Source organism: Nonomuraea sp. NPDC050663, from assembly GCF_044456985.1.
In the GTDB taxonomy this organism is placed as follows: Bacteria; Actinomycetota; Actinomycetes; order Streptosporangiales; family Streptosporangiaceae; genus Nonomuraea.
The window spans coordinates 285368-307120 of sequence record NZ_JBITGL010000010.1; the positions used below are offsets into that span (position 1 = coordinate 285368).

The 21753-nt window shown below is 69.5% G+C and carries 21 protein-coding genes and 1 tRNA gene; 10 read left to right on the forward strand and 12 right to left on the reverse strand.

The window, feature by feature from the left end; genetic code table 11:
* Position 1 precedes the first annotated feature (1 nt).
* Complete coding sequence (locus ACIBH1_RS30285; protein ID WP_397317364.1) at positions 2-2107, forward strand: DUF4132 domain-containing protein; 2106 nt, start codon at positions 2-4, stop codon at positions 2105-2107.
* A 20-nt stretch (positions 2108-2127) separates the two neighbouring features.
* On the opposite strand, the gene ACIBH1_RS30290 is transcribed toward ACIBH1_RS30285, so the two are convergent.
* The gene (locus tag ACIBH1_RS30290; RefSeq protein ID WP_397317365.1) at positions 2128-2274 is read right to left on the reverse strand and encodes a hypothetical protein; all 147 of its coding nucleotides are present in this window, start codon (positions 2272-2274) and stop codon (positions 2128-2130) included.
* A 917-nt stretch (positions 2275-3191) separates the two neighbouring features.
* Between ACIBH1_RS30290 and ACIBH1_RS30295 the strand changes: the two genes are divergently transcribed.
* The 4 genes from ACIBH1_RS30295 to ACIBH1_RS30310 all read left to right on the forward strand — a co-directional run bounded on the left by ACIBH1_RS30295 (position 3192) and on the right by ACIBH1_RS30310 (position 6763).
* Positions 3192-3812, forward strand: a complete 621-nt coding sequence (locus tag ACIBH1_RS30295) for a hypothetical protein (RefSeq protein ID WP_397317366.1) — start codon at positions 3192-3194, stop codon at positions 3810-3812.
* A gap of 27 nt (positions 3813-3839) precedes the next feature.
* A complete protein-coding gene (locus ACIBH1_RS30300; protein ID WP_397317367.1) occupies positions 3840-4439 on the forward strand; it encodes a hypothetical protein in 600 nt (199 codons plus the stop codon).
* A 591-nt stretch (positions 4440-5030) separates the two neighbouring features.
* Positions 5031-5837 carry a pentapeptide repeat-containing protein gene (locus tag ACIBH1_RS30305; protein ID WP_397317405.1) on the forward strand — a complete coding sequence of 269 codons (807 nt, stop codon included), beginning with the start codon at positions 5031-5033 and terminating at the stop codon, positions 5835-5837.
* Between the two features lie 509 nt (positions 5838-6346).
* Entirely contained in the window at positions 6347-6763 is a 417-nt protein-coding gene (locus ACIBH1_RS30310) for a tyrosine-type recombinase/integrase (RefSeq protein ID WP_397317406.1), read from the forward strand.
* On the opposite strand, the gene ACIBH1_RS30315 is transcribed toward ACIBH1_RS30310, so the two are convergent.
* The 7 genes from ACIBH1_RS30315 to ACIBH1_RS30345 all read right to left on the reverse strand — a co-directional run bounded on the left by ACIBH1_RS30315 (position 6723) and on the right by ACIBH1_RS30345 (position 9733).
* A tRNA-Val gene (locus ACIBH1_RS30315) sits at positions 6723-6794 on the reverse strand. The two genes, ACIBH1_RS30310 and ACIBH1_RS30315, sit on opposite strands and share 41 nt — an antisense overlap.
* A gap of 17 nt (positions 6795-6811) precedes the next feature.
* Positions 6812-7753 carry an ROK family protein gene (locus ACIBH1_RS30320; RefSeq protein ID WP_397317368.1) on the reverse strand — a complete coding sequence of 314 codons (942 nt, stop codon included), beginning with the start codon at positions 7751-7753 and terminating at the stop codon, positions 6812-6814.
* Between the two features lie 21 nt (positions 7754-7774).
* Positions 7775-8083 carry a hypothetical protein gene (locus tag ACIBH1_RS30325; RefSeq protein WP_397317369.1) on the reverse strand — a complete coding sequence of 103 codons (309 nt, stop codon included), beginning with the start codon at positions 8081-8083 and terminating at the stop codon, positions 7775-7777.
* A gap of 113 nt (positions 8084-8196) precedes the next feature.
* Complete coding sequence (locus ACIBH1_RS30330) at positions 8197-8676, reverse strand: peroxiredoxin (RefSeq protein ID WP_397317407.1); 480 nt, start codon at positions 8674-8676, stop codon at positions 8197-8199.
* The gene (locus ACIBH1_RS30335) at positions 8634-9065 is read right to left on the reverse strand and encodes a DUF3052 domain-containing protein (protein ID WP_397317370.1); all 432 of its coding nucleotides are present in this window, start codon (positions 9063-9065) and stop codon (positions 8634-8636) included. Before ACIBH1_RS30335 ends, ACIBH1_RS30330 begins: the two co-directional genes overlap by 43 nt.
* Before the next feature lie 70 nt (positions 9066-9135).
* Positions 9136-9540, reverse strand: a complete 405-nt coding sequence (locus ACIBH1_RS30340; protein ID WP_397317371.1) for a secondary thiamine-phosphate synthase enzyme YjbQ — start codon at positions 9538-9540, stop codon at positions 9136-9138.
* A 10-nt stretch (positions 9541-9550) separates the two neighbouring features.
* On the reverse strand, positions 9551-9733 hold the full coding sequence (locus ACIBH1_RS30345; protein WP_397317373.1) for a DUF1918 domain-containing protein: 183 nt from the start codon (positions 9731-9733) through the stop codon (positions 9551-9553).
* Positions 9734-10081: 348 nt separating this feature from the next.
* Between ACIBH1_RS30345 and aceE the strand changes: the two genes are divergently transcribed.
* The 3 genes from aceE to ACIBH1_RS30360 all read left to right on the forward strand — a co-directional run bounded on the left by aceE (position 10082) and on the right by ACIBH1_RS30360 (position 16069).
* A complete protein-coding gene (gene aceE / locus ACIBH1_RS30350) occupies positions 10082-12826 on the forward strand; it encodes a pyruvate dehydrogenase (acetyl-transferring), homodimeric type (RefSeq protein WP_397317374.1) in 2745 nt (914 codons plus the stop codon).
* A gap of 99 nt (positions 12827-12925) precedes the next feature.
* Positions 12926-14467 (forward strand): serine protease, encoded by a 1542-nt coding sequence (locus tag ACIBH1_RS30355; protein WP_397317375.1) that lies wholly within the window; start codon positions 12926-12928, stop codon positions 14465-14467.
* A gap of 120 nt (positions 14468-14587) precedes the next feature.
* Positions 14588-16069, forward strand: a complete 1482-nt coding sequence (locus tag ACIBH1_RS30360) for an alpha/beta hydrolase (protein WP_397317376.1) — start codon at positions 14588-14590, stop codon at positions 16067-16069.
* Here the strand turns inward: ACIBH1_RS30360 and ACIBH1_RS30365 are convergent.
* Positions 16011-17477 carry a family 43 glycosylhydrolase gene (locus ACIBH1_RS30365; protein ID WP_397317377.1) on the reverse strand — a complete coding sequence of 489 codons (1467 nt, stop codon included), beginning with the start codon at positions 17475-17477 and terminating at the stop codon, positions 16011-16013. The two genes, ACIBH1_RS30360 and ACIBH1_RS30365, sit on opposite strands and share 59 nt — an antisense overlap.
* A gap of 110 nt (positions 17478-17587) precedes the next feature.
* Here ACIBH1_RS30365 and ACIBH1_RS30370 point away from each other — a divergent pair, with 110 nt between their 5' ends.
* Positions 17588-18577, forward strand: a complete 990-nt coding sequence (locus ACIBH1_RS30370; protein WP_397317378.1) for a LacI family DNA-binding transcriptional regulator — start codon at positions 17588-17590, stop codon at positions 18575-18577.
* Positions 18578-18587: 10 nt separating this feature from the next.
* Complete coding sequence (locus ACIBH1_RS30375; RefSeq protein ID WP_397317379.1) at positions 18588-19325, forward strand: maleylpyruvate isomerase family mycothiol-dependent enzyme; 738 nt, start codon at positions 18588-18590, stop codon at positions 19323-19325.
* 119 nt (positions 19326-19444) lie between these two features.
* On the opposite strand, the gene ACIBH1_RS30380 is transcribed toward ACIBH1_RS30375, so the two are convergent.
* The 3 genes from ACIBH1_RS30380 to ACIBH1_RS30390 form a co-directional block, all read right to left on the reverse strand.
* A complete protein-coding gene (locus ACIBH1_RS30380; protein WP_397317380.1) occupies positions 19445-19810 on the reverse strand; it encodes a VOC family protein in 366 nt (121 codons plus the stop codon).
* A gap of 76 nt (positions 19811-19886) precedes the next feature.
* Entirely contained in the window at positions 19887-20612 is a 726-nt protein-coding gene (locus ACIBH1_RS30385) for a helix-turn-helix transcriptional regulator (protein ID WP_397317381.1), read from the reverse strand.
* A gap of 86 nt (positions 20613-20698) precedes the next feature.
* Positions 20699-21721, reverse strand: coding sequence for a PHP domain-containing protein (locus ACIBH1_RS30390; RefSeq protein WP_397317382.1), 1023 nt, complete (start codon positions 21719-21721; stop codon positions 20699-20701).
* Between the last annotated feature and the right edge of the window lie 32 nt (positions 21722-21753).

A 21753-nucleotide genomic window follows, 5' to 3' on the forward strand; every position in this document is an offset into this window, starting at 1 on the left:
CGTGGCCTACCCCTGGACCCAGCTGTCCCCCACGGCCCACCGCCTTCTGTCCCTGCTCGAAGGCAACGCGAAGGACGCCTCGTACTGGCCGCACGCGGCCCAGCTGGCCGTCGGCCTGTTCTCGGAGATCCGCGTCGATTCCGACCTGCCGATGGCGGAGCGCTACCGGATCACCGCGCCGACCAGGCAGCGCATGACCGACCCCGCCCGCGAGCTGGTCACCTACCTGCTGGCGCAGAACCACGCCCCCGGAGACGGCGTCCTGCTGACGGCCGCGGCGCTGGCCGGCATGGACGCCGAGGCGCGCGCCGCGATCGCCGGGCGGAGCGGCCCCATCGCGCTCACGGAGATCGACGTCGTGCTCGGCTGGGACGTGGAGGTGCGCGCCCTCTACAACGAGGCCCTGCGCCGATGCCCGGAGCACCTACCCCAGCTCGAAGGCGTGACCGAATGGCTCGGCGACCTGCCCGGCTACCACGGCTTCGCCCGGGCCGCCCTCGACGCGGCCGACGCCCGGGTCGCCGCGATCCACTCCGGCGAGATCGCCTTCCAGGCGGAGAAAGCCTTCTGCCCCGGCGAGGTCTCGGCCCTCGGCCGCGCCCTCCGGCTGGCGCTCCTCCGCGACGAGCCATGGCTGCCCGACCTCCTCGACCGCCTGGCGCGCGGCGTCGCGGTCGCACCCACCAAGGCCAAAACCCTGCCCTCCCAGCGCCTGCTCTTCGAGATCGCCCGCTCCGCGCAGGCGCACCCCACCCCCGAAGCCGTCGCCGCCCTGCGCGCCGCCCGCCACGTCACCCGGCACGGCGGCGTCCCCAAGGAACTGGACCGCGCGTTCAAACGCATCGAGCCCCGCCTCGCCGACCGGCTCGAGGTGGCCTTCCGCCTGCCCGACGGAAGGGTACGGCAGGCCGTCGGCGAGCACACCGCGATCATCTCGATCGACGGCGACGTCGAGCTGTCCTGGTGGAAGGGCGACAAGAAGCTCCGCTCCGTGCCCGCGGCCGTCAGGAAAGAGCACCCCGACGAGGTCAAGCGCCTGCGCGAGCTCGCCACCCTGACCAAGCAGCGACAGGCGACCCTGGTCAGGGCACTGGAAACGGGCTACGCCGGCGAGACCGCCCCGCCCTACCGGCAGCTCGAAGGCAATCCCGTCACCGACCGGCTGATCTGGGAGTTCGAGGTCTCACCCGGCATCTGGCGCGCCCAGCTGGGCCTGACCGTTCCCGACGTGCCGGTGAGGCTGTGGCACCCGGCCCGCGCCTCCGTCGACGAGGTACGCGCCTGGCGCGACGAGGTGCAGAGCAAAGAGCTGCGCCAGCCGTACAAGCAGGCCTTCCGCGAGGTCTACCTGCTCACCCCGGCGGAGGAGGAGAGCCGCACCCGTTCCCAACGTTTCGCGGGACACGTCGTCGACTACCGCAAGATCCGCGCGCTCTTCAAGTCACGCGGCTGGCGCTCGAACTACCTGGGCCAGTGGGACGGCGGCTTCGACGGCGGCGACGCCCAGCGCCTGCTCGCCGGCGGCCGCTGGCGCGCGACCCTCGAACACAGCCTCCACTCCGAGGGATACGCGTACACCGGCGGCGTCCTCTTCCACCGCCTCGACGCCGGCACCTGGACCCTGTCACCGCTGCCCGAGGTGCCGCCGCTCGTCTTCAGCGAGGCCATGCGGGACATCGACCTCTTCGTGGCACTCACCTCGATCACCAGCGACCCCGCCGCGGCCGACGACTGGCCCGGCCAGTTCCACGACTACTGGCAAGCCGGCGCTTCCGCCCCGCTCCCGCCCTCCGCCGAGGTCCGCCGCGACGCGCTGTCCCGCCTGATCGTCCGCACGGCCATCGCCGACCGATGCACGGTCACCGACCGGTTCCTGGTCGTGCGCGGCGACCTCCGGACGTACAAGATTCACCTGGGGTCGGCCAACATCCTCATGGAGCCCAACGACGCGTATCTGTGCATCGTGTCCGCCGGAGCCGTCCAGCGGGGGCTCTTCCTGCCGTTCGAGGAGGACGGGCGGTTGTCGCTGATCCTCAGCAAGGCTTTCCTCCTGGCCGATGACAGCGCGATCACCGATCCGTCGATCATGCGCCAGATCCGTCGCTGAGATCCGCGGGCCTGATCGCCTCACGACTCATTGCCCGCCCCCACCTCCGGCCTGGGCGTTCGGCAGAACAGTTTCCATAGATTGAAAAGGATCACGGCGAACAGAACGACACCGCCGATGGGCATCGCGAGCACCATGAGCAAATAGAGCCAGTGGGCGAAGCTCATCGCACCTCCATTCCCGTGATGATATTCGGGACTCGCCTCGCTGATGGCACGAAAGCCCGGTAGCACCATGGCTACCGGGCTTCTCGATGCAGTTGGACGGTACTGGGTTCGAACCAGTGACCCTCCGCTTGTAAGTAGCCAAGATCGGCAATGGCTTCGACCCGACCTGCGGGAGCTGTCAGCGGGACTCCCCTGCTCCGGGTCTGCCTGTCTGCCGGCAGGCTAATGGCACACGAGGTTCATCACCGGTTCGGAAGACGCCCACCTTGATCGCCTGAGGGCTGCGGCGCTAGTCACAGCGGGATTCGCATGTCCCTGATAGGCCGCGACGCTCCCCGCAAGTGACCGCCCTTACCGGCACAACCGTGGCACGGCAATGAAGATCGAACGTCACGTTCGCGAGCGGCTCCGGACCGCTGCCTCCATGCGTAGACCCAGACCGACCAAGGTCGCCACTAGACAAGTCACAAGCCAAGGCCACGACGGATCTCTGCCCGAGAAGATCAGGATTCGCCGTCCAGGATCTGTTGGCGGAGGTCTTCCATGACCGCGTGCCACCGGAACTCAGGCTCCCACCTGCTCATAGGGCGACGCTAGTGATCCGGGAACGTCCCAGGTAAACCTGGGTGGTCCCAGGTGGTTCCATGATTGAGCTGCGGTAACGTCCACCGAACGGGAAGAGCTCGCGAATTCGCGCGCACTACGATCATGTAGCCGCCTCTCCGGGAGGGGTGCGCCTCTCGGCACCAGGTCAGCGGACGACTTCGACGCTACGACTGATAGCCCGCCTTGCTCCCTACCCGGCAAGGCGACATTGCAGCGCGTGTCCGGATCCGGACGCGCTGCTAGGTACACCGCTCGGCAAGATCCTGCGTCTCCTGAATCACCGGTGACCCATCAGCCCCTGGAGCATCCTCATGTCCACCCCCTACCAGCCGGGCCAGGCGTCTCACCCTGGCAATGGCTACCCCTACTCGGGTCCACAGCAGATGCCGACCTTCGCGCAGCCTGCCGGCCCCGGTGCCAGCTTCGGCCCGCCGCTCGACCCGCGCCAGCACTCCCGCCGCCGCCCTCCCCCGCGTGGAGCGGGGTTCTACCTCCTGGCGATCGGCCTGCCTGCACTCATCTTGGGTGGCGGCCTCGGCGCTGGATCGGTCCTTGCCCTTCAAGCACTCCCGAAGCCCACCGCTTCGGCGGAACCGACGCAGAGCGTACCTTCGGCGTTCACGGCTCAGGGCACGATCACCGTCGAAGCCAGCCGCCCCGGCACCAAGGGCCGAAGCTGCTCTACGGACGGCGGCTACTCGGACATCCGCGAGGGTGCTCAAGTCGTCATCACCGACGCGAAGGAGACGACTCTCGCGGTCGGCCAGCTAGCGATGGGCTACTACTCGGACTCCGGCAAGTGCGAGTTCCCGTTCTCTGTGGAGGTGAAGAGCGGCGAAGCCTTCTACGGCATCGAGGTGAGTCACCGCGGACGTCTCCAGTACTCGGCCTCCGACATGGCCAGCCCTCTGTCGCTCAGCCTGGGCGACTAACCCACTCGATCCCTACGGAGCACATCAATGCGTACCCGCATGCTCGTCTTTGCCGCCCTGCTCGCCAGCTCCTTCCTTGTCTCGTCACCCGCCCAGGCGGCAGCCACCTACCGCGGCGACGGAGACGACGTAGTCGACGTCCCCAACACCACCAAGCCGGGCATCGCCCAGATCGTCTACGACGGCGACGGCTACTTCTCCGTCTGGGGCTTGGACGCCAAGGGCAAGGAGACGCAGCTGCTCGCCAACCGGGCAGGCGCCTACGACGGGACGGAGGCATTCAACATCGACCGCGGCGACAAGCTGGCCGCGTTGAAGGTGTCAGCCGACGGGCCGTGGACGATCCGGCTGCTGCCACTGTCGAAGGCGCGGTCCTGGTCGATCACCACTCGAGGGACGGACAATGACGTGCTGCGCCTGTCGAAGGCCAGCGCTGGCTTCCGCAAGCTGGCCATCCGCTACACCGGCGACGGCTACTTCTCGGTGTGGGCGCTCAACTCGAGCGGACGCCGTGTCGATTTGCTCGCGAACAAGGCGGGCGCCTACAAGGGGACGGTGCCGCTCCCGGCCGGCACCCGGTACGCGGTCGTGACGGCAGACGACGCCTGGTCGATCGTCCGGAAGTAGGCGCCAACTTCCTGCGCAGATTCGCGTCCCTTGCCTGTAAACCAGTGCGACACCTGGTGCGTCTTACATGTAGCGAGGGAAGGCTGCCATGTCTCGCATCTCGGCTGAGCGGCAGTCTTGGGCCTGACTGCGGGGTGTCCCAGCGCAGGAGCGCATCCTCGGCCAGGCCTCCCCAAGAACGCTCGGCGCCGGTCGAGGTCTCGTCGTAGAGGATGATGACCAGGCCTAGTGAATTCTGGCGTCGATCTCCAGGTCATAGGCCCTGCGGCCATGCCGAGCAAGGCGGCTGGAGCCGCCGTCTACGTCCCCGCCAGGCAACAACCCTCTTGCTTCGGTCGGAGAGCGAAACCTCAGCGGCCCGCTACACGTCCTTCAGATGTGACCCACGAGCCTCCCGCGGCCCCCCAGGTTCCCAGCGGACGCCCGCCCACGGCCAAGACACCGCCCAGCGTCAACGGCAGCCCTGCGTCCGCTCCGACCCGCCCGGTTCCGCAGGTTCGCCGGGTCTACCGCAACCTTCAACACCCCATCCCCACGCCAGCAACTCCTACCCCGCCCCCACCCGCGCGGCAGAAGCGGCCACGGGTGACGATGCCGACCCAGCAGGAGTTCGACGCCTTACCGGCCAAAGACCGCTACGAGCTGGCCACGGCAGCGCGTCAGTGGCCCTGGCAGCATCTCACCACCGCCGGAGTGCTGGCTGGCCTGCTGTTCACCGGCGGCGGTCTGATCTACACCGCCCGCACCTGGGAGACCGGCCAGGACACCCTGAAGGCCACCCAGCAGCAGCAGATCACCGACCGCTACACCAAAGCCGTCGAACAACTCGGCTCCGCCCAAGCCGATGTCCGGCTGGGCGGCATCTACGCCCTTCAACGGCTCGCCACGGACTCCCCGCGCGACCGCGACACCATCCGCGAAGTTCTCGCCTCCTTCGTCCGTGGCCATGACCTGTGTACCCCTCTACCCAAATCGGCTGACCTGCCAAAGCAGTGCACCTCCACCGACATCATGGAGGCCGCCACCCTCCCGCTGGTTCGGCCGATGGCTGACGTGCGAGCCGCCATGACGCTCGCCGCTGACCTGTCGCACGACACCATTCCGGGGGTGATAGTGCTAGGCCCGTCATCACCCTCCGCGGACTTGACCCGAGTGCGGTTCCCCCTCGCTGACCTCACAGGCGTGAATCTGAGGAACACGGATCTGAGTGACGCAAACCTGAACGGCGCAAATCTGGGCGGCGCAAACCTGCACGGCGCCGACCTGCGCGGCGCCAACCTGTCCACCGCAGACCTGCGAGGCGCAGACCTGCGCGGCGCAAACCTCCAAGGGATCGTGGGCGCTACCGAGCAGCAGATCCGCAGCCAAGCGATAGTCGACGAGACCACGAAGTTCTAACGTGCGGGACAAGGCCGTTTCGGCCGCCGTTTGCGTCCCCGACCCAGCGTTTGTGACGGACGGTAGGGGCAAACCCCGGCATCTACGAGACGCCGCTGCCAGGCATGTCCTATGCGGCGACCAGCGCCGGTATCGGCGCGACCATCGAGTGCCGCAGGACCATTGGCGAGCGAGACTCGTACGCTTGCCGGTGTCCGTGCCATCCACCAGCTGGCACGCGGTCGCGGAGTTCGCTCTAGGAGCAGCCCTTGCGCCGCTTTCGGAGCTTGTCCGGCGCGGTCCTTGTGACACTCTTCGGCTTGACGTCATAGTCCTGCTCAGCCAGGAAGTCGACAGCAGTCTCGGTGTCGTTGCGGATGGCCGCCCTCAGTTGCTGCTTCACAAATCTGCGCCGGCCGGGCTTCAGTGCCGCTTCCCAGTAGTATCCGTGGCCGGACCCAGAGAGGGGTAAGCCGTTCGACCCGCCGTCCGGGCGCGGCATCCAGGTGTACGACGAGGACCGCGATCAGGTGGCTTGCTGGCTTCCGCTGGTCGAGGGGTTGACTCCGCACGGGCTTCGTCATGGACATGCGACATGGCTCGCCGAGGATCGGATCGACGAGAAGCTCCGGGATGTGCGGATGGGGCACGTGTCGTCGGGGATGAGGACGCATTACACGAAGATCACCGATGAGATGCGTCGGCAGCTTCGGGCAGCGTTGGAGGCGCGCTGGGAGCGTTCACTGGCGGAGCGGGCGGCGATTTCAACCGGCCTCTCCCGTGCCAGCTTTGGACCCGCTCCTAGAAGCGTTCAGAGAGGGCACCAAAAAGCCCACATCCCAAACGTCTCCCAGACGATCAGAAAGCCCCCTCCAGATGATCTCAGGAGAGGGCATGTGACCTGGGTGGACGGTACTGGGTTCGAACCAGTGACCCTCCGCTTGTAAGGCGGATGCTCTACCGCTGAGCTAACCGTCCCCGATCGGCACTACACCTTACGACACCAACGGCCCCGACCGCACATCCAATCGCCACGACCCCCCGATGGACCCCCGCCCGGCGGCCCGCCAGCCCAGCAGGGCGGCTCCGAGCATCCCGGCGTCGACGCCGAGGGCCGCCGGTGCCAGGGGTGGTGCGTCGCGGAAGGTGAGGCGTTTGACGAGCCGGGTGCGGACCGGGTCGAAGAGCGCGGGTCCCGCTTCGGCGAGGCCGCCGCCGAGGACGATGAGCGACGGGTCCAGCAGCAGCGTGTAGGTCGCGAGCGCCAGCGACAGCGCCTCGACGGCTTCGTCCCACACTTCGATGGCCAGCGGGTCGTCGGAGGCGACGACCTGCTCGGCGCGGATGCCTTCCTGGCCCGAGCGCAGGGAGTAGCGACGGCCGACGGACGCGGCCGAGGCGTAGGTCTCCAGGCAGCCGAACTGGCCGCAGGCGCACTGTTCGCCGTCGGGGAAGACGGGGATGTGGCCGATTTCGCCGCCCCAGCCGGAGGCTCCGCCGTACGGGGCGCCGCGCAGGATCATGGCGCCGGCGATGCCGGTCCCGATGGGGAGGAAGAGGAAGTCGTCGACTCCTCGCCCGGCGCCGATGACGCTTTCCGCCAGGCCGCCGGTCTGGACGTCGTGGCCGAGGACGACGGGGATGTCGAGCCCGCAGAAGGCGGACGCCGGGACGTCGCGCCAGCCGATGTTGGCCGAGTAGAGCGCCATGCCGGGGTCGACGAGGCCGGGGACGGCGATGCCGACGCCGGCGGGGCTGCCGTCGCCCGACGCGGCGAGGTCGCCGACGAAGGTGCGGATGGCCTCGACCACGGCCTCTGGCCCGTTTTCACGGGGTGTGGGGCGGCGCTCGGTCAGCAGGACGACGCCGGCGTCATCGACCAGTCCGCCCTTCATGGACGTACCGCCGACATCGAGGGCGACAACGAACGAACTCACGACACCAGAAGATAGCGCATGTCACGAAATGCGACCGAGCACCCGATTCAATGCGGCTTCCACCTCGTCGGACAGCCCGGGGACCGTGGTGACCAGGTCGCGCGTCTCCCGCGCCTGCCGTACGGCCCCGCAGGAACGGCATTCGACCTCGCCGAGCCGGCAGGTCAGTTCGAACGAGGCGCACGAGGAGCAGGTGTCGAGCTCGAGGTCGTGCGACCGTTGGCAGTCCGGGCAGATGAGCACGAGGACCTCGTGCGAGACCCCGCGGCGCCAGGGTGAGGCTCCGCGAACGGGGTCGGTCTGCCGGGCCCCGCAGCGGTAGCAGGGCATGGGTCCCTCCGAACAACAAACGACGGATCGACTGACGTTGGATCGTTGGATCGGGAGTGCGGCGGCGCCGGGCGGGTGATCACGTGGACCGGTCGCCGGCGCCCCCACGACGGTTACGACAGGGCTTTGAGATAGTCGGCGACGTCACGCGGCGTGGAGACCGGGTTGTCGATCGACCACACGATGGCGCCGCCGCCGTCGATGATGAAGGTGCCCCGACGGGCAACCCCCCTCTCCTCATCGAACACACCGTACGCCTGTGCGACCTGTCCATGTGGCCAGAAATCGGAGAGAAGAGGGAAGGCAAAATCCTCTTGGTCCGACCAGGCACGCAAGGTGAACATCGAGTCCACTGAGACGCCCAGGATCCTGACGTCGTCAGGGAAGGCGGTCGAGGCGAGCGTGGACAGCTCGCTGAAACAGATGCCGCTGAACGCGAGCGGGAAGAAGACCAGCACGACGCGCGTGCCTCGGTGGTGCGACAGCCTGGTGGGCGTGCCGTGCTGGTCCTTCAGCTCGAAGTCCGGAGCGAGGTCTCCCGGCGAGAGAGTCAGCGTCGCCCCTTGGGCGGTGCCAGTCTGGTTCCCGACCAGTCGGGTGCGGCCGAGATGCTGCTGGTCTGGGAGAGACCCGCGGTGGCGGCGTCCTCCCCGATGTCGCTCGGCTCCACGTGTCCGTCGCGTCCGGCCTTGGGAGTCAGCAGCCAGATCTGGCCGCCCTCTGCGAGGCCGCGCATGGCATCGCCGCTGAGTACGTCGAACAGATCGCCGTCCCCGTCGCGCCACCACAGCAGCACCACGTCTACGACGTCGTCGGTGTCCTCGTCGAGCAGCTCGTTGCCGGTCAGGTTCTCGATGGCCGCCCGAAGGTTCTCGTCGACGTCATCGTCCCAACCGATCTCCTGCACCACCTGACCCGGCTTGAGTCCGAGTCGTTCGGCCAGGCCGCGCTCGCCCTGCGCCTGACCCGCGGTCGCGCTCACTTGTATCCCTCCTGGTATGCGGTTATCGCTTCGGGACAGTCCACACGCTGTGACCCTCAGTCGTCAACGGTCAACCGCCGATGAACGACAACCTGACCTGACGTGTCTGGTTGTCGACGTTCAGGTCGACGAGGGCGATGGACTGCCAGGTGCCCAGTGCGAGCCGCCCGCGAAGTACGGGAACGGTGGCGTAGGGCGGAATCAGCCCGGGCATGACGTGTGACCTGCCGTGCCCGGGTGAACCGTGGCGGTGACGCCAGTCGAAGTCGACGGGCAGCAGGTGGTCGAGGGCGGACAGCAGGTCGTCGTCGCTGCCGGCCCCGAGTTCGATCAGCGCCACGCCGGCGGTGGCATGCGGCACGAAGACGTGCAGCAGGCCGTCGCCCTGGTCGCGCACGAACTGTTCGCACTGGTGCGTGATGTCGTGCACGGTCTCGCGCGACCCCGTGGTCACGCTGATGACCTCAGATCTCACCTGGACTAGCTTACCGGGGCTCGACGACCGCGTCCGGACCGGGATAGACCAGGCCGGTATGCCCGTCGTCGAACTTGACCACGTACGGCGGGCCGCCGTCGGGCCCGCGGATCTCGATGATCTCTCCCGACCGGTTCCTCTGTCCTACGACGTGTCCGTGGACCAGGAGCCGGTCTCCCACCGTCGCGTTCATAGACACCACATTGGTACGGCACGCGCCGCGCGGAAAGACCCACCTGACAGAAACCTGGGGGCGTCCTACCCCTAGGCTGGGTCACATTCGCGCCGCAGGGGTGTTCTCCCACTCCCCGCCAGGGGAAGGTAAGCGGTATGACAGAAATTTCGTTCGTTTTCCGGTCTTGTTAAATGACGCCCTGCGTGTAACCTTTGCGGGGATTCGTCCTACCATCGGTGGTCTAGGCCACCTCAGGCGCATCACCAGCGGTTACTCGCCGGTAGAGATGCACTTTCCGCAGCCAGCGGTAAGGATGGAAGACGACCCACACGACAGACATCAGTCCACCTCGGAAGGCGAGACCCAGTGGCTTCCGGACGCCAGCGTTTCTCGATCATCAGCGACGGCCTACCCAGCCAGCTGCCTGATGTCGACCCCAGCGAGACCAACGAGTGGCTCGAGTCGCTCGACAACGTCGTGAAGACGGAAGGCCGCACCCGCGCCCGCTATCTCATGCTCCGCCTCCTGGAGAGGGCCCGCGAGCACCAGGTCGGCGTGCCCGGACTGCGCAGCACCGACTACATCAACACGATCCCGCCGGAGCGCGAACCCTGGTTCCCCGGCGACGAGCACGTCGAACGGCGCATCCGCGCCTACATCCGGTGGAACGCCGCCGTCATGGTCTCCCGGGCCAACGCCCGCACCAACGTGGGCGGCCACATCGCCACCTACGCCTCCGCCGCCTCGCTGTACGAAGTGGGCTTCAACCACTTCTTCCGCGGCAAGGACCACGGCGAGTCGGGCGACCAGGTCTTCTTCCAGGGCCACGCCGCCCCCGGCATCTACGCCCGCGCCTTCCTGGAGGGCCGCCTCAACGAGGCCCAGCTCGACGCCTTCCGCCAGGAGCTGAGCCACGGCTTCCACGGCCTGCCCAGCTACCCCCACCCGCGGCTCATGCCCGACTTCTGGGAGTTCCCGACCGTCTCCATGGGCCTGGGCCCGATCGGCGCGATCTACCAGGCGCGGTTCAACCGCTACCTGCTCAACCGCAAGATCAAGGACACCAGCCGCAGCCACGTCTGGGCGTTCCTGGGCGACGGCGAGATGGACGAGCCCGAGTCGCTCGGCGCGATCGGCATCGCCGCCCGCGAGGAGCTCGACAACCTCACCTTCGTCATCAACTGCAACCTGCAGCGGCTCGACGGCCCGGTGCGAGGCAACGGCAAGATCATCCAGGAGCTGGAGTCGTACTTCCGCGGCGCCGGCTGGAACGTCATCAAGGTCGTCTGGGGCCGCGAGTGGGACCCGCTGCTGGCGGCCGACGTCGACGGCGTGCTCGTCAACCAGATGAACACCACGCCCGACGGCCAGTTCCAGACCTACAGCGTCGAGTCCGGCGGCTACATCCGCGAAAACTTCTTCGGCTCCGACCCTCGCCTGCGCAAGATGGCCGAGCACCTGACCGACGACGACATCCGCAAGCTCAGCCGCGGCGGCCACGACTACCGCAAGGTGTTCGCGGCCTTCAAGGCGGCCCGCGAGCACGTCGGCCAGCCGACCGTCATCCTGGCCCAGACCATCAAGGGCTGGACCCTCGGCAAGGACTTCGAGGCGCGTAACGCCACGCACCAGATGAAGAAGATGTCGAAGGCCGAGCTCAAGGAGTTCCGCGACCGGCTCTACCTGCCGATCCCCGACTCGGCGCTCGAAGGCGACCTGCCCCCGTACTTCCACCCCGGTGAGAACGACGAGGAGATCGCCTACATGAAGGAGCGCCGCGCGGCCCTGGGCGGCGTGCTGCCCAAGCGCGTGGTGCGCGCCAAGGCGCTCAAGCTCCCCGGCGACGACGTCTACAAGCAGTTCTCCAAGGGCTCGGGCAAGCAGTCGGTGGCCACCACGATGGCCTTCGTCCGCCTGCTCAAGGACCTCATGCGCGACAAGGAGATCGGCCACCGCATCGTGCCGATCATCCCCGACGAGGCGCGCACGTTCGGCATGGACGCGATGTTCCCGAGCGCCAAGATCTACAACCCGCACGGCCAGACCTACGAGGCCGTCGACCGGGAGCTGCTGCTGTCCTACAAGGAGAGCGAGCAGGGTCAGATCCTGCACGAGGGCATCAACGAGGCCGGTTCGATGGCGTCGTACACCGCCGTGGGCTCGTCGTACGCGACACACGGCGAGCACATGATCCCGATCTACATCTTCTACTCGATGTTCGGCTGGCAGCGCACCGGCGACCAGATGTGGCAGGCCGCCGACCAGATGACGCGCGGCTTCCTGCTGGGCGCCACCGCCGGCCGTACCACCCTGAACGGCGAGGGCCTGCAGCACGAAGACGGCCACACGCCGCTCATCGCCTCCACCAACCCCGCCGCGGTCAGCTACGACCCGAGCTGGGCGTGGGAGACGGCCTACATCGTCAAGGACGGCCTGCGGAGGATGTACGGCGAGCAGCCGGAGAACGTCTTCTACTACCTGACCGTCTACAACGAGCCGTACGTCCAGCCGGCCGAGCCCGCCGGGATCGACGTCGACGGCCTGCTGAAGGGTCTCTACCTGTTCAGCAAGAACGACAAGCCGGGCCCCAAGGCCAACATCCTGTCCTCCGGCGTGGCCGGTCCCTGGGCCGTCGAGGCCCAGCGCCTGCTCGCCGAGGACTGGGGCGTGTCGGCGGACCTGTGGTCGGCCACCTCGTGGTCAGAGCTGCGTCGTGAAGCCCTCGCGTGCGAGGAGCACAACCTGCTCAACCCCGAGTCCGAGAAGCGCGTGCCGTACGTCACGCAGGCTCTCTCGGAGGCCAGCGGGCCGTTCGTGGGCGTCAGCGACTACATGCGGGCCGTGCAAGACCAGATCGCGCAGTGGGTGCCGGGTGACTGGAGCGCGCTGGGCACCGACGGGTTCGGCCTGTCCGACACCCGCTCGGCGCTGCGCCGCCACTTCCACGTCGACGCCGCGTCGATCACGCTCGCGGTGCTCACCCAGCTGGTCAAGCAGGGCGAGCTCGACGCGAAGGTGCTCCAGGAGGCCATCGCCAAGTACCACCTGAAGAACGGTGTCACCGAGGCCGGTGGCGCCGAGAGCAACGACGCCGAGTCCATGGGCGTCTGATCTTCCGCGAAAGGGGCGGTCCGCAGGTCGGACCGCCCCTTTCGCCTTCACAAGACCGTCACAAGCCATCGCCAAGTGACATTCGGGATGGTGGTCGACGTGAAGCGATTTCTCCCCCTCATCGTGGCCGGACTGCTGGTCACCGGCCCTGCCGCGCTCGCCGACGATCAGCCGGCGGTCCCGGTCGGCACCCGCATCGCCGCCCAGACGCATCCCGCGGTCCTGCTGACCATGCTCGACTACACCGCCAAGGTGACCATCCCCTCGGCGCAGATCAAGCAGGCCGCCCTCACCAGCCTGGCCGAGCAGGCCTCCGCCGAGGCGATCGCGGGCAAGATCGCCACCGACGAGCGCACCATCCTGAAGTGGATGTTCGAGCGCATGGCCGCCGACCCCGAGACCTACCTCGAGGCCGTCCTGCCGTACCGCAGCGTGGACGGCGAGGCCGGCGGCGCGTGCACGGGCTGGTGGGTGACGCCCGACGGCTACATGGTCACCGGCGCGCACTGCGTGCAGCTGAGCGAGCATGACCTGGCGGCGGCCTTCTCCACGCAGGCCCTCAGGAAGTTCAACGAGGAGGACGCCAAGGAGGTCATCGGCGCGCTCGGCAAGAGCGGCGACGCCGAGACCCTGGCGCTGGCGCAGCAGCTGTTCGCCACCTTCAACAGCAACCACCTGGAGATCACCGGGCTGCAGCAGAGCCTGAACGTGGTGCAGACGCTGCCCGGCGGCGGCGTCGACAAGAGCGCCAAGCTGGTCCCCGCCGAGCTGGTCTCGGTGGGCGAGAACTACCCGGGCAAGGACTTCGCGCTGCTGAAGGTCAACGGGCTGCAGAACCTGCCGACCGTGCCGCTGGGCGAGGACTCGGACGTGCGCACCGGCGACACCCTGTACATCAGCGGCTTCCCCGGGCTGGTCACCAACCTGGACTTCCTCAGCCTGGAGTCGCGCCTGGAGCCGGCGCTGACCGAGGGCCCCTACAACGCGCTGCGCAGCACCAAGTCCGGCGTGCCGTACATCCAGACGCAGGCGCCCTCCTACCACGGCAACTCGGGCGGGCCGGTCTTCTCGGCGAGCGGCAAGGTCATCGGCATGCTGATCGCCGGGACGGTCGACGCCACCGGCGCCGCCTCCGAGAGCGAGAGCTTCGTCCTGCCGGTCAGCGTGATCAAGGAGAAGCTCAACGAGAAGAACGTCAGGCCGTCCGCGTCGATCACCACCACCAAGTACGGCGAGGCGCTCAACGACTACTTCAACCGCCACTACCAGGCCGCCCTGCCGAAGTTCCGTGAGGTCCAAGCCCTGCACCCCGCCCACCCGTACGTCGGCAAGTACGTGCAGGAGGCCCAGATGGCCATCTCCTCCGGCAAGGACGAGACGCCGTGGCCGATGTGGGTCTGGGCCGCGATGGGCGGCGGAGCGCTGCTGGTCGTGGGCCTCACGGTGCTGCTGGTCGTGCTGCTCAAGCGCCGCAGGAAGCCCCAGGTGGTGGTGCACCAGGGCTGGCAGCAGGGGCCGTGGGACAACACGCAGTACGTGCGGCCGCTGCCCTACGCCCCCCAGCAGCCGCAGCCGCCCTCGCACCCCCATCACCCCCCGCAGCAGCTGCCCTACAACCCGCACCAGAATTCTGGTCGCTGAATCGCGTCATAGATCGGTGGGCACCTCGTCTTGGAATGGTGAGGCGGCGAGTTCTGGAGGGGTGCTCGCCGCCTCACTCGTATTGTGGGTAGTGCTTCCCCCTTGGCAGAGGGGGAGACCATGCGCCGAATCCTGGCGGCCTGTGTGCTGATCGTGACCGTCCCGGCCTGCGGCGGGGGTGGTTCGCAAGCCCAGCAGGCCGCAGACCCGATCTCGTGGGGGGCGTGCAAGGACCTGGTCCGTCCCGACGGCCAGCCGCCCGCCAGCGCCGACCCCGGCCAGCAGTGCGCGACGTTGCCGGTGCCGCTCGACTACGAGAAGCCCGACGGCGAGAAGCTGGACCTGGCGATCATCCGGGTGCGCGCCACGGGCAAGCAGCGGCTCGGCTCGCTGGTGTTCAACTTCGGCGGCCCCGGCGCCTCGGGCGTCGACACGCTCGCCCAGGCGGCCAAGAGCTTCGGCGAGCTGACCGCCCGCTACGACCTGGTCAGCTTCGACCCGCGCGGCGTGGAGCGCAGCGCGGGCGTCAGGTGCGGCACGGGCGCCGACATGGACGCCTACACCTCGCTCGACACCCTGCCCGCCGACGCGGCGACCAGGGCCAGGACGGAGGCGGCCAACAAGAAATTCGCGGCGTTGTGCCAGCAGGACTCCGGCAAGGTCCTGCCGTACGTCGGCACCGTGAACGCCGCCCGCGACATGGACCGGCTGCGCGACGCGCTGGGTGACGCCAAGCTCAACTACTTCGGCATGTCGTACGGCACGCAGCTCGGCGCCGTGTACGCCACGCTCTTCCCGCAGTTGTCGGGGCGCCTGGTCCTCGACGCCCCGCTGGACCCCTCCGTCTCCTTCGAGCAGCGCACCCTCGTCCAGACCGCCGGGTTCCAGAAGGCCTACGAGAGCTTCCTGGCCGACTGCGTCAAGCAGGGGTGCGAGCTCGGCGCCACCGCCAAGGCCGCGGACCGCAAGGTCGAGGCCCTGATGGAGACGCTGATCACCAAGCCGCTGGCCGTGGACGGCAGGAACCTGACGCAGGGCCTGGCCGCCACCGGCGTCGCCGCCGCGCTCTACTCCGAGTTCAGCTGGCCGCTGCTGGAGGAGGCGCTGAAGATGGGGATGGACGGCGACGGTTCCGCGCTGATGTACCTGGCCGACAGCTACATCGGGCGGCAGCCGGACGGCTCCTACACCACCCAGATGTCGAGCTTCCCGGCGATCACCTGCGTCGACAGCGCCGAGCGTCCCGACGCGGCCACGCTGCTGCGGACGGAGGAGGCGGCGCTGGAGATCTCCCCGCTGTTCGGCGGGGCGGGTGCGGGGGCGATCTGCTCCGTGTGGCCGGTTCCGGGCAGTGACCAGGCCAGGCAGGTGGACGCGACCGGGTCGGGGCCGATCCTCGTGGTGGCGGGCAAGGGCGACCCCGCCACGCCGTACGAGTGGGGTCCCAAGCTGACCGCCCAGCTCAAGACCGGGGTGCTGCTGACGTACGAGGGCGAGGGTCACGGGGCGTACGTGTCGGGCGACGCGTGCGTGCGCTCAGCGGTCAACGCCTACCTGCTGGAGGGCAAGGTCCCGGCGGCGGGCACCAGCTGTCCCGCGTGACGTCGAAGCGCTGGAAGCCGGCCCAGCCGGCGTCTCCCGCGGCGAACAGGCCGAGCACCGCGCCGACCCACCGGCCGGGCGTGGCCTGGAAGCTCTCGCCGTCGCCGAACACGCACCGGCCGTGCTCGTCGACGGCGACGGTGAGCTCGGCCTTGGGGCGCTCCAGCGGGACCGGCGGGAGCAGGTCGCGCTCGGGGGCGCCGGGCTCGGCCGTACGGCAGACCAGGGCGGGGCCGTCGCCGGTGAGCTCGACGCCCAGCCAGGCGTAGGTGGCGCCGAGGATCACCAGCCCGGCGCGTGAGCCGGGGGCGGCGTCCAGGGTCAGCCTGGTCCTGGCGGTGAAGGGGGCGGCGGGCAGGCGCTGGGCGACGACGGGCCCGCGTTCGCGCAGGTCGCCGGGGCCGGGCAGGCAGGCCAGCATGAGGCTGCCGCCGCCCGCCCGGTACCAGGTGGGGCTGGGGTTGACCGGCCAGTGCCACTGGGGTCCCAGGCGGGTGGCCTGGAAGGTGTCGCCGGTGGGCGGCTCAGCGGCCGGCTGGCCCTCCACCGGCATCCGGTGGCCGGCGACCGGCTCGCCGCCGTCGCCCATGACCGGCCAGCCGTCGTCGCCCCAGCTCATCGGCTGCAGGTGCACCACCCGGCCGAACGGTCCGCGGTCCTGGAAGTGCAGGAACCAGTGGGAGCCGTCGGGCGCGTCGACCCAGGCGCCCTGGTGCGGCCCGTTGACGCCGGTGCCGCCCTGCTCCAGCACGATCCGGTCTTCGTACGGCCCGGCGAGGTGCTCGGCGCGGAAGGCGGACTGCCAGCCCTCGGCCACTCCCCCGGCGGGTGCGAAGATCCAGTAGGCACCGTCGCGCTTGTAGACCTTGGGGCCCTCCAGCGTGCGGTAGCCGGGCAGCGCGTCGCCGTCGATGATCACCCGGCCGTCGTCCAGGACGCCGGTGGCGTCGGGCGTCATGCGGTTCAGCGTGAGGCGGTTGTTGATCCCCGCGCGGCTCCTGGCCCAGCCGTGGACCAGCCAGGCGGTGCCGTCCTCGTCCCAGAACGGGCAGGCGTCGATGAGCCCGAGGCCGGGCTTGACCAGGTGCGGCGCGCTCCACGGGCCGCGGGGGCCGGTGGCGTTGACCTGCATGACGCCGCGGTCGGGGTCGCCCCAGAAGATCCAGAACCTGCCGTCGTGGTGGCGCAGCGATGGCGCCCAGACGCGGCAGCCGGGCTCCGGCCTGGTCAGGCCCTCCAGTTCGGGCAGCGCGTGGGCGATGACGGTCCAGTTGACGAGGTCTCTGGAGTGCAGGATGGGCAGGCCCGGCACCTTGGTGAAGCTGGAGGCGGTCAGGTAGAAGTCTCGGCCCACCCTGATCACGTCGGGGTCGGACCAGTCGGCGTTCAGCACCGGGTTGCGATACACGCGTGTCTTCCTCGGGGTTCTGCAAGCGGTTGCACGCACCCTTCCGTCCGCGCGTCCCTTCCGTCAATCGGCAGGTGACATTTCGAAAATTTCGCTGGAGAGTAGGGGCCATGCCATCGCCCCAGCTGCCCAAACTCGCCGTGATCGCCCGCGAGGCCGGGGTGTCGGTGGCCACCGTGTCGAAGGCGATCAACGGCCGCGCCGACGTCTCCCCCCGCACCCGCCGCCTGGTCGCCGAGGTCCTGAGGCGCCGCGGCTACCCGTCGCCACCGGCGCGGCGCCCGCGCGGCGGCCTGGTCGACATCGTGCTGCAGGGCCTCGACTCGCCCTACGCCCTGGCGATCTTCGGCGGCGTCGAGTCGGCCGCCTGGGACGCCGGCCTCGACCTGGTCGTCTCCGCCGTGCTCGACCGCACCCGCCACGGCCAGCCGCCCACGGCCTGGCTGGAGCGCGTCTCCGCCCGCGACAGCGCCGGGGTGCTGCTGGTGCGCACCTCGATCACCGCGCCGCAGCGGGCCTGGCTGGCCGACCACGGCGTCCCGGTCGTCATCGTGGACCCGCGCCGCCCGCCGCCCGAGGGGGTGCCGTCGGTCGCCTCCGACAACGTGGGCGGCGCCGTGGCCGCCACCGAGCACCTGATCGGCCTCGGTCACCGCCGAATCGCCGTCGTCACCGGGCGGGAGGGCGTGCCGTGCGCCGACGAGCGGCTCGCGGGCCACCGGTCGGCCATGGCCGCGGCCGGGCTCTCGACCGTCGAGGTGGGCGGCTGCTTCCAGACCGAACCGGCCCGCCGGGCCGTCGCCGGGCTGCTGGCCTCGACATCACCCGCCCCGACGGCCTTCTTCGCCTGCTCCGACGCCATGGCGCTCGGGGTGTTCCAGGCGCTGTCGGCCCACGGGCTGCGGGTGCCCGACGATGCGAGCGTGGTCGGCTTCGACGACTCCGTGCTGGCCACGTCGGTCACGCCGCAGCTGACCACCGTGCGCCAGCCGTGGAGCGCGCTGGGCGCCGCCGCCCTGGCCTGCCTGCTCGCGCCCCCGCGGGAGCGGATGTCGCTCCCCACCGAACTGGTCGTCCGCGCCAGCACCGCGCCTCGCTAGGCTCGGCGGCGTGACGAACTACCCCATGGCGGTCGAAACAGAGGTGGGCGCGGTCGCGCGGCTCCTGGAGCGGGCCGACGTCGAAACCCCGGTGCCGACCTGTCCGGGCTGGACGATCCGCGACCTGGTCGTGCACCTCGGGGGCACCCACCGCTGGGCCACGCACATCGTCGCCACCAGGGCCGCCGAGCGCGTGCCGTACAGGCAGGTCGTCACGGACCCGTCGCCCTCCGACGACCTGGTGGCATGGCTGAGGTCGGGCGCCGAGGACCTGCTCGCCGCTCTCAGGGCGGCCGACCCCGACGCCCCGGTGTGGACCTGGGGCGAGGACCGGCACCAGCGGTTCTGGCCGCGCCGCATGCTGCACGAGACGATCGTCCACCGGGCCGACCTGGAGATCGCGCTCGGGCTGTCGCCGCGGATCGACCCCGAGCACGCCGTCGACGGGATCGACGAGTTTCTCGCCAACCTGCCCCACGCACGCAGCATCGCGCCCCGGCTGGAGCGGCTGACCGCCTCGGGCGAGGTGGTGCACCTGCACGCCACCGACGTGGAGGGCGAATGGCTCGTCACCCTGCCCCCGGCGGGCTACGCGTGGTCGCGCGGGCACGGCAAGGGCGACGCGGCCCTGCGCGGGCCCGTGTCGGACCTGCTCCTGGTGGTGTACGGCAGGCGCTCGCCCGACACGCTCGCCGTCTTCGGAGACCGTGAGCTGCTGGAGCGCTGGATCACCACGACGGCCCTGTGAAACCCCGGGCGCGCCGCCGCTCGGCGGTCGGCGGCGAGCCCCGGGCGTAGCGGCGGATTCATCCCCGGGTGGAGGCCGCAGGGGAAGGCTGCGGCCGAGGGGGAGCCCCCGCCATGACGTCAGACCGCCTTGCCGTGGAAGATCCCGAAAAGGCTGCCCGACGTGTCACGGATGTAGGCGAAGTCGGTGGTGCCCTCTCCGACGCTGGAGAAGACGACCTTCCCGCCCAGTGACTCGGCCTGCTCGCAGGACCGGGTCACATCGGCGACCTGGACGTGGAACACCGCGTGCGAGGGGAAGTCGCCGTTGGTGTTGTACAGCCCGCCGACCTCGTCGTCGGAGCCGGCGTAGGCGATCCGGCGGTAGTCGAGCTGCTCTCCCTCGAAGCGAGCCCCGAAGCGCCATCCGAACAGGCCACCGTAGAACCGCTCGGCGCCCTCGGGGTCGTCGGTCGCGACCTCGAACCACGTGACAGTGTTGTCCACCTGCATCCTCCTCCTTATCGAACAAAAGAACGATATGGCGGGATGGCGACAACACTATGTCGGTGTTTTCGATTGACTAGTCGAGAATTGCCCCTTGGACGATCATCTCGGGGACGTCGGCGACGTAGCCTTCCAGGGGCCGGTCGGGCGCCCGCTCGGCGGTGACCAGGGCGCTCAGGATGCGATCGAGGCGGAAGACGCGCACGTCGTCGCGCAGGCGGCACCAGGCCACTAAATACCAGAACCCTCCGCGCCCGCCGAGGAAGACGCCGGGCTCCACGTCGCGGACGGTCAGCATGCCCTTGCGGTCGGCGTATTCGAGCTTCAGCACCTTGCGCCGCAGCAGGGCGTCCTCGATCGATCGGGAGACCCCGGCGGGACCCAGCGGGCGGATCTCCTCGGGCTGCTCGACCGGCGCCATCACCTGCACCCGGCGCGCGAGCTCGCGGGCCAGCTCGCCCTCGCGGCCCGGCATCGCGGCCACCACCTTGCGCAGCGCGGTGCGCGCCTGCTTGCCGAACGGCTGGTCGCCGGCGCGGCTGAGTGCCAACGCGATGGCCACGGCCTCGGCGGGGGTGAAGTTGAGCGGCGGCAGCGACATGGCCTTGTCGAGGGTGTAACCGCCCCTGCGTCCTGGCTCGGCGTAGATCGGCACGCCGGACTCCTGCAGCGCGATGATGTCGCGCTCGATGGTCCGGACGCTCACCTCGTAGCGCTCGGCCAGCTCGCGGGCGGAGCGGCGGCGCGGGGCGATCGCGCGCAGGTCTTCGACGAGCGCGTAGAGCCGGTCGGTACGGTTCACATCCGTGACGGTACGTGGCGCCACCGACAATCTCGCCGATCCGGAAAGCCAGGTATCCCGACAAATAGGGAGATGCAGCGCGATGGTTAGGTCGTGCGCCACTCCAGAAGCCGCTCCAGCGGCCAGGTGTTGATCACCCGCTCCGCCTCGACGCCGGCCAGCGCCGCCCGCTCGCACCCGAACCGCTGCCAGTCGAGCTGCCCCGGCGCGTGCGCGTCGGAGTCGATGGAGAAGACGCACTCCATCTCGTAGGCCAGCCGCATCAGCCGCTTCGGGGGATCCTGCCGGTCCGGCCGCGAGTTGATCTCCACGGCCACCCCGAACCGCCGGCACGCCTCGAAGACCAGCTCCGCGTCGAACTCGGACTCCGGCCTGATCCCTCCCCTGCGCCCGCCCGCCTTGACGATGCGACCCGTGCAGTGGCCGAGCACGTCGACCAGCGGGTTGGCGACGGCGGTGACCATGCGCCGGGTCATCTCGTAGCGGTTCATCCGCAGCTTGGAGTGCACGCTCGCGACGACGACGTCCAGCGAGGCGAGCAGCTCGGGATCCTGGTCGAGGGTGCCGTCGGGCATGATGTCGACCTCGATCCCGGTGAGGATGCGGAACGGCGCCAGCTTGTCGTTGAGCGCCGCCACCTCGTCGAGCTGGCGGCGCAGCCGGGCGGCCGACAGCCCGTTGGCCACGGTCAGCCGGGGCGAGTGGTCGGTCAGCGCCAGGTAGGAGTGGCCGAGCGCCCTGGCCGCCTGCGCCATCTCCGCGATGGGTGAGCCGCCGTCGGACCAGTCGGAGTGGCTGTGCAGGTCGCCCTTCAGCGCGGCGCGCAGCTCCGCCGCGGCGGCGGGCAGGTCGGTGCCCTCGGTGGCCTGCAGCCGCCGCAGGTACGTCGGGACCTGCCCGGCGAGCGCCTCGGTGACCGCGAGAGCCGTCACCTTGCCGATGCCGGGCAGCGAGGCGAGCTCTCCCGTCGACGCCAGCCGTACGAGCTCGTCGTGGTCGAGGTCGGCGACCACGGCGGCGGCGCGGCGGAAGGCGCGCACGCGGAAGGTCGGCTCCCCCGCGCGCTCCAGCAGGAAAGCGATGTCGTTCAGCGCTTGAACAGGCTCCATTGAGCCAATACTGCCCTCAGAAACCGGGCACC

Coding starts and splice junctions, on each gene's coding strand:
- ACIBH1_RS30295 (WP_397317366.1), top strand. CDS start 3,192: ATGTCCACCCCCTACCAGCCGGGCCAGGCGTCTCACCCTGGCAATGGC.
- ACIBH1_RS30390 (WP_397317382.1), bottom strand. CDS start 21,721: ATGGAGCCTGTTCAAGCGCTGAACGACATCGCTTTCCTGCTGGAGCGC.
- ACIBH1_RS30290 (WP_397317365.1), bottom strand. CDS start 2,274: ATGAGCTTCGCCCACTGGCTCTATTTGCTCATGGTGCTCGCGATGCCC.
- ACIBH1_RS30370 (WP_397317378.1), top strand. CDS start 17,588: ATGCCATCGCCCCAGCTGCCCAAACTCGCCGTGATCGCCCGCGAGGCC.
- ACIBH1_RS30305 (WP_397317405.1), top strand. CDS start 5,031: ATGCCGACCCAGCAGGAGTTCGACGCCTTACCGGCCAAAGACCGCTAC.
- ACIBH1_RS30345 (WP_397317373.1), bottom strand. CDS start 9,733: ATGAACGCGACGGTGGGAGACCGGCTCCTGGTCCACGGACACGTCGTA.
- ACIBH1_RS30300 (WP_397317367.1), top strand. CDS start 3,840: ATGCGTACCCGCATGCTCGTCTTTGCCGCCCTGCTCGCCAGCTCCTTC.
- ACIBH1_RS30360 (WP_397317376.1), top strand. CDS start 14,588: ATGCGCCGAATCCTGGCGGCCTGTGTGCTGATCGTGACCGTCCCGGCC.
- ACIBH1_RS30325 (WP_397317369.1), bottom strand. CDS start 8,083: ATGCCCTGCTACCGCTGCGGGGCCCGGCAGACCGACCCCGTTCGCGGA.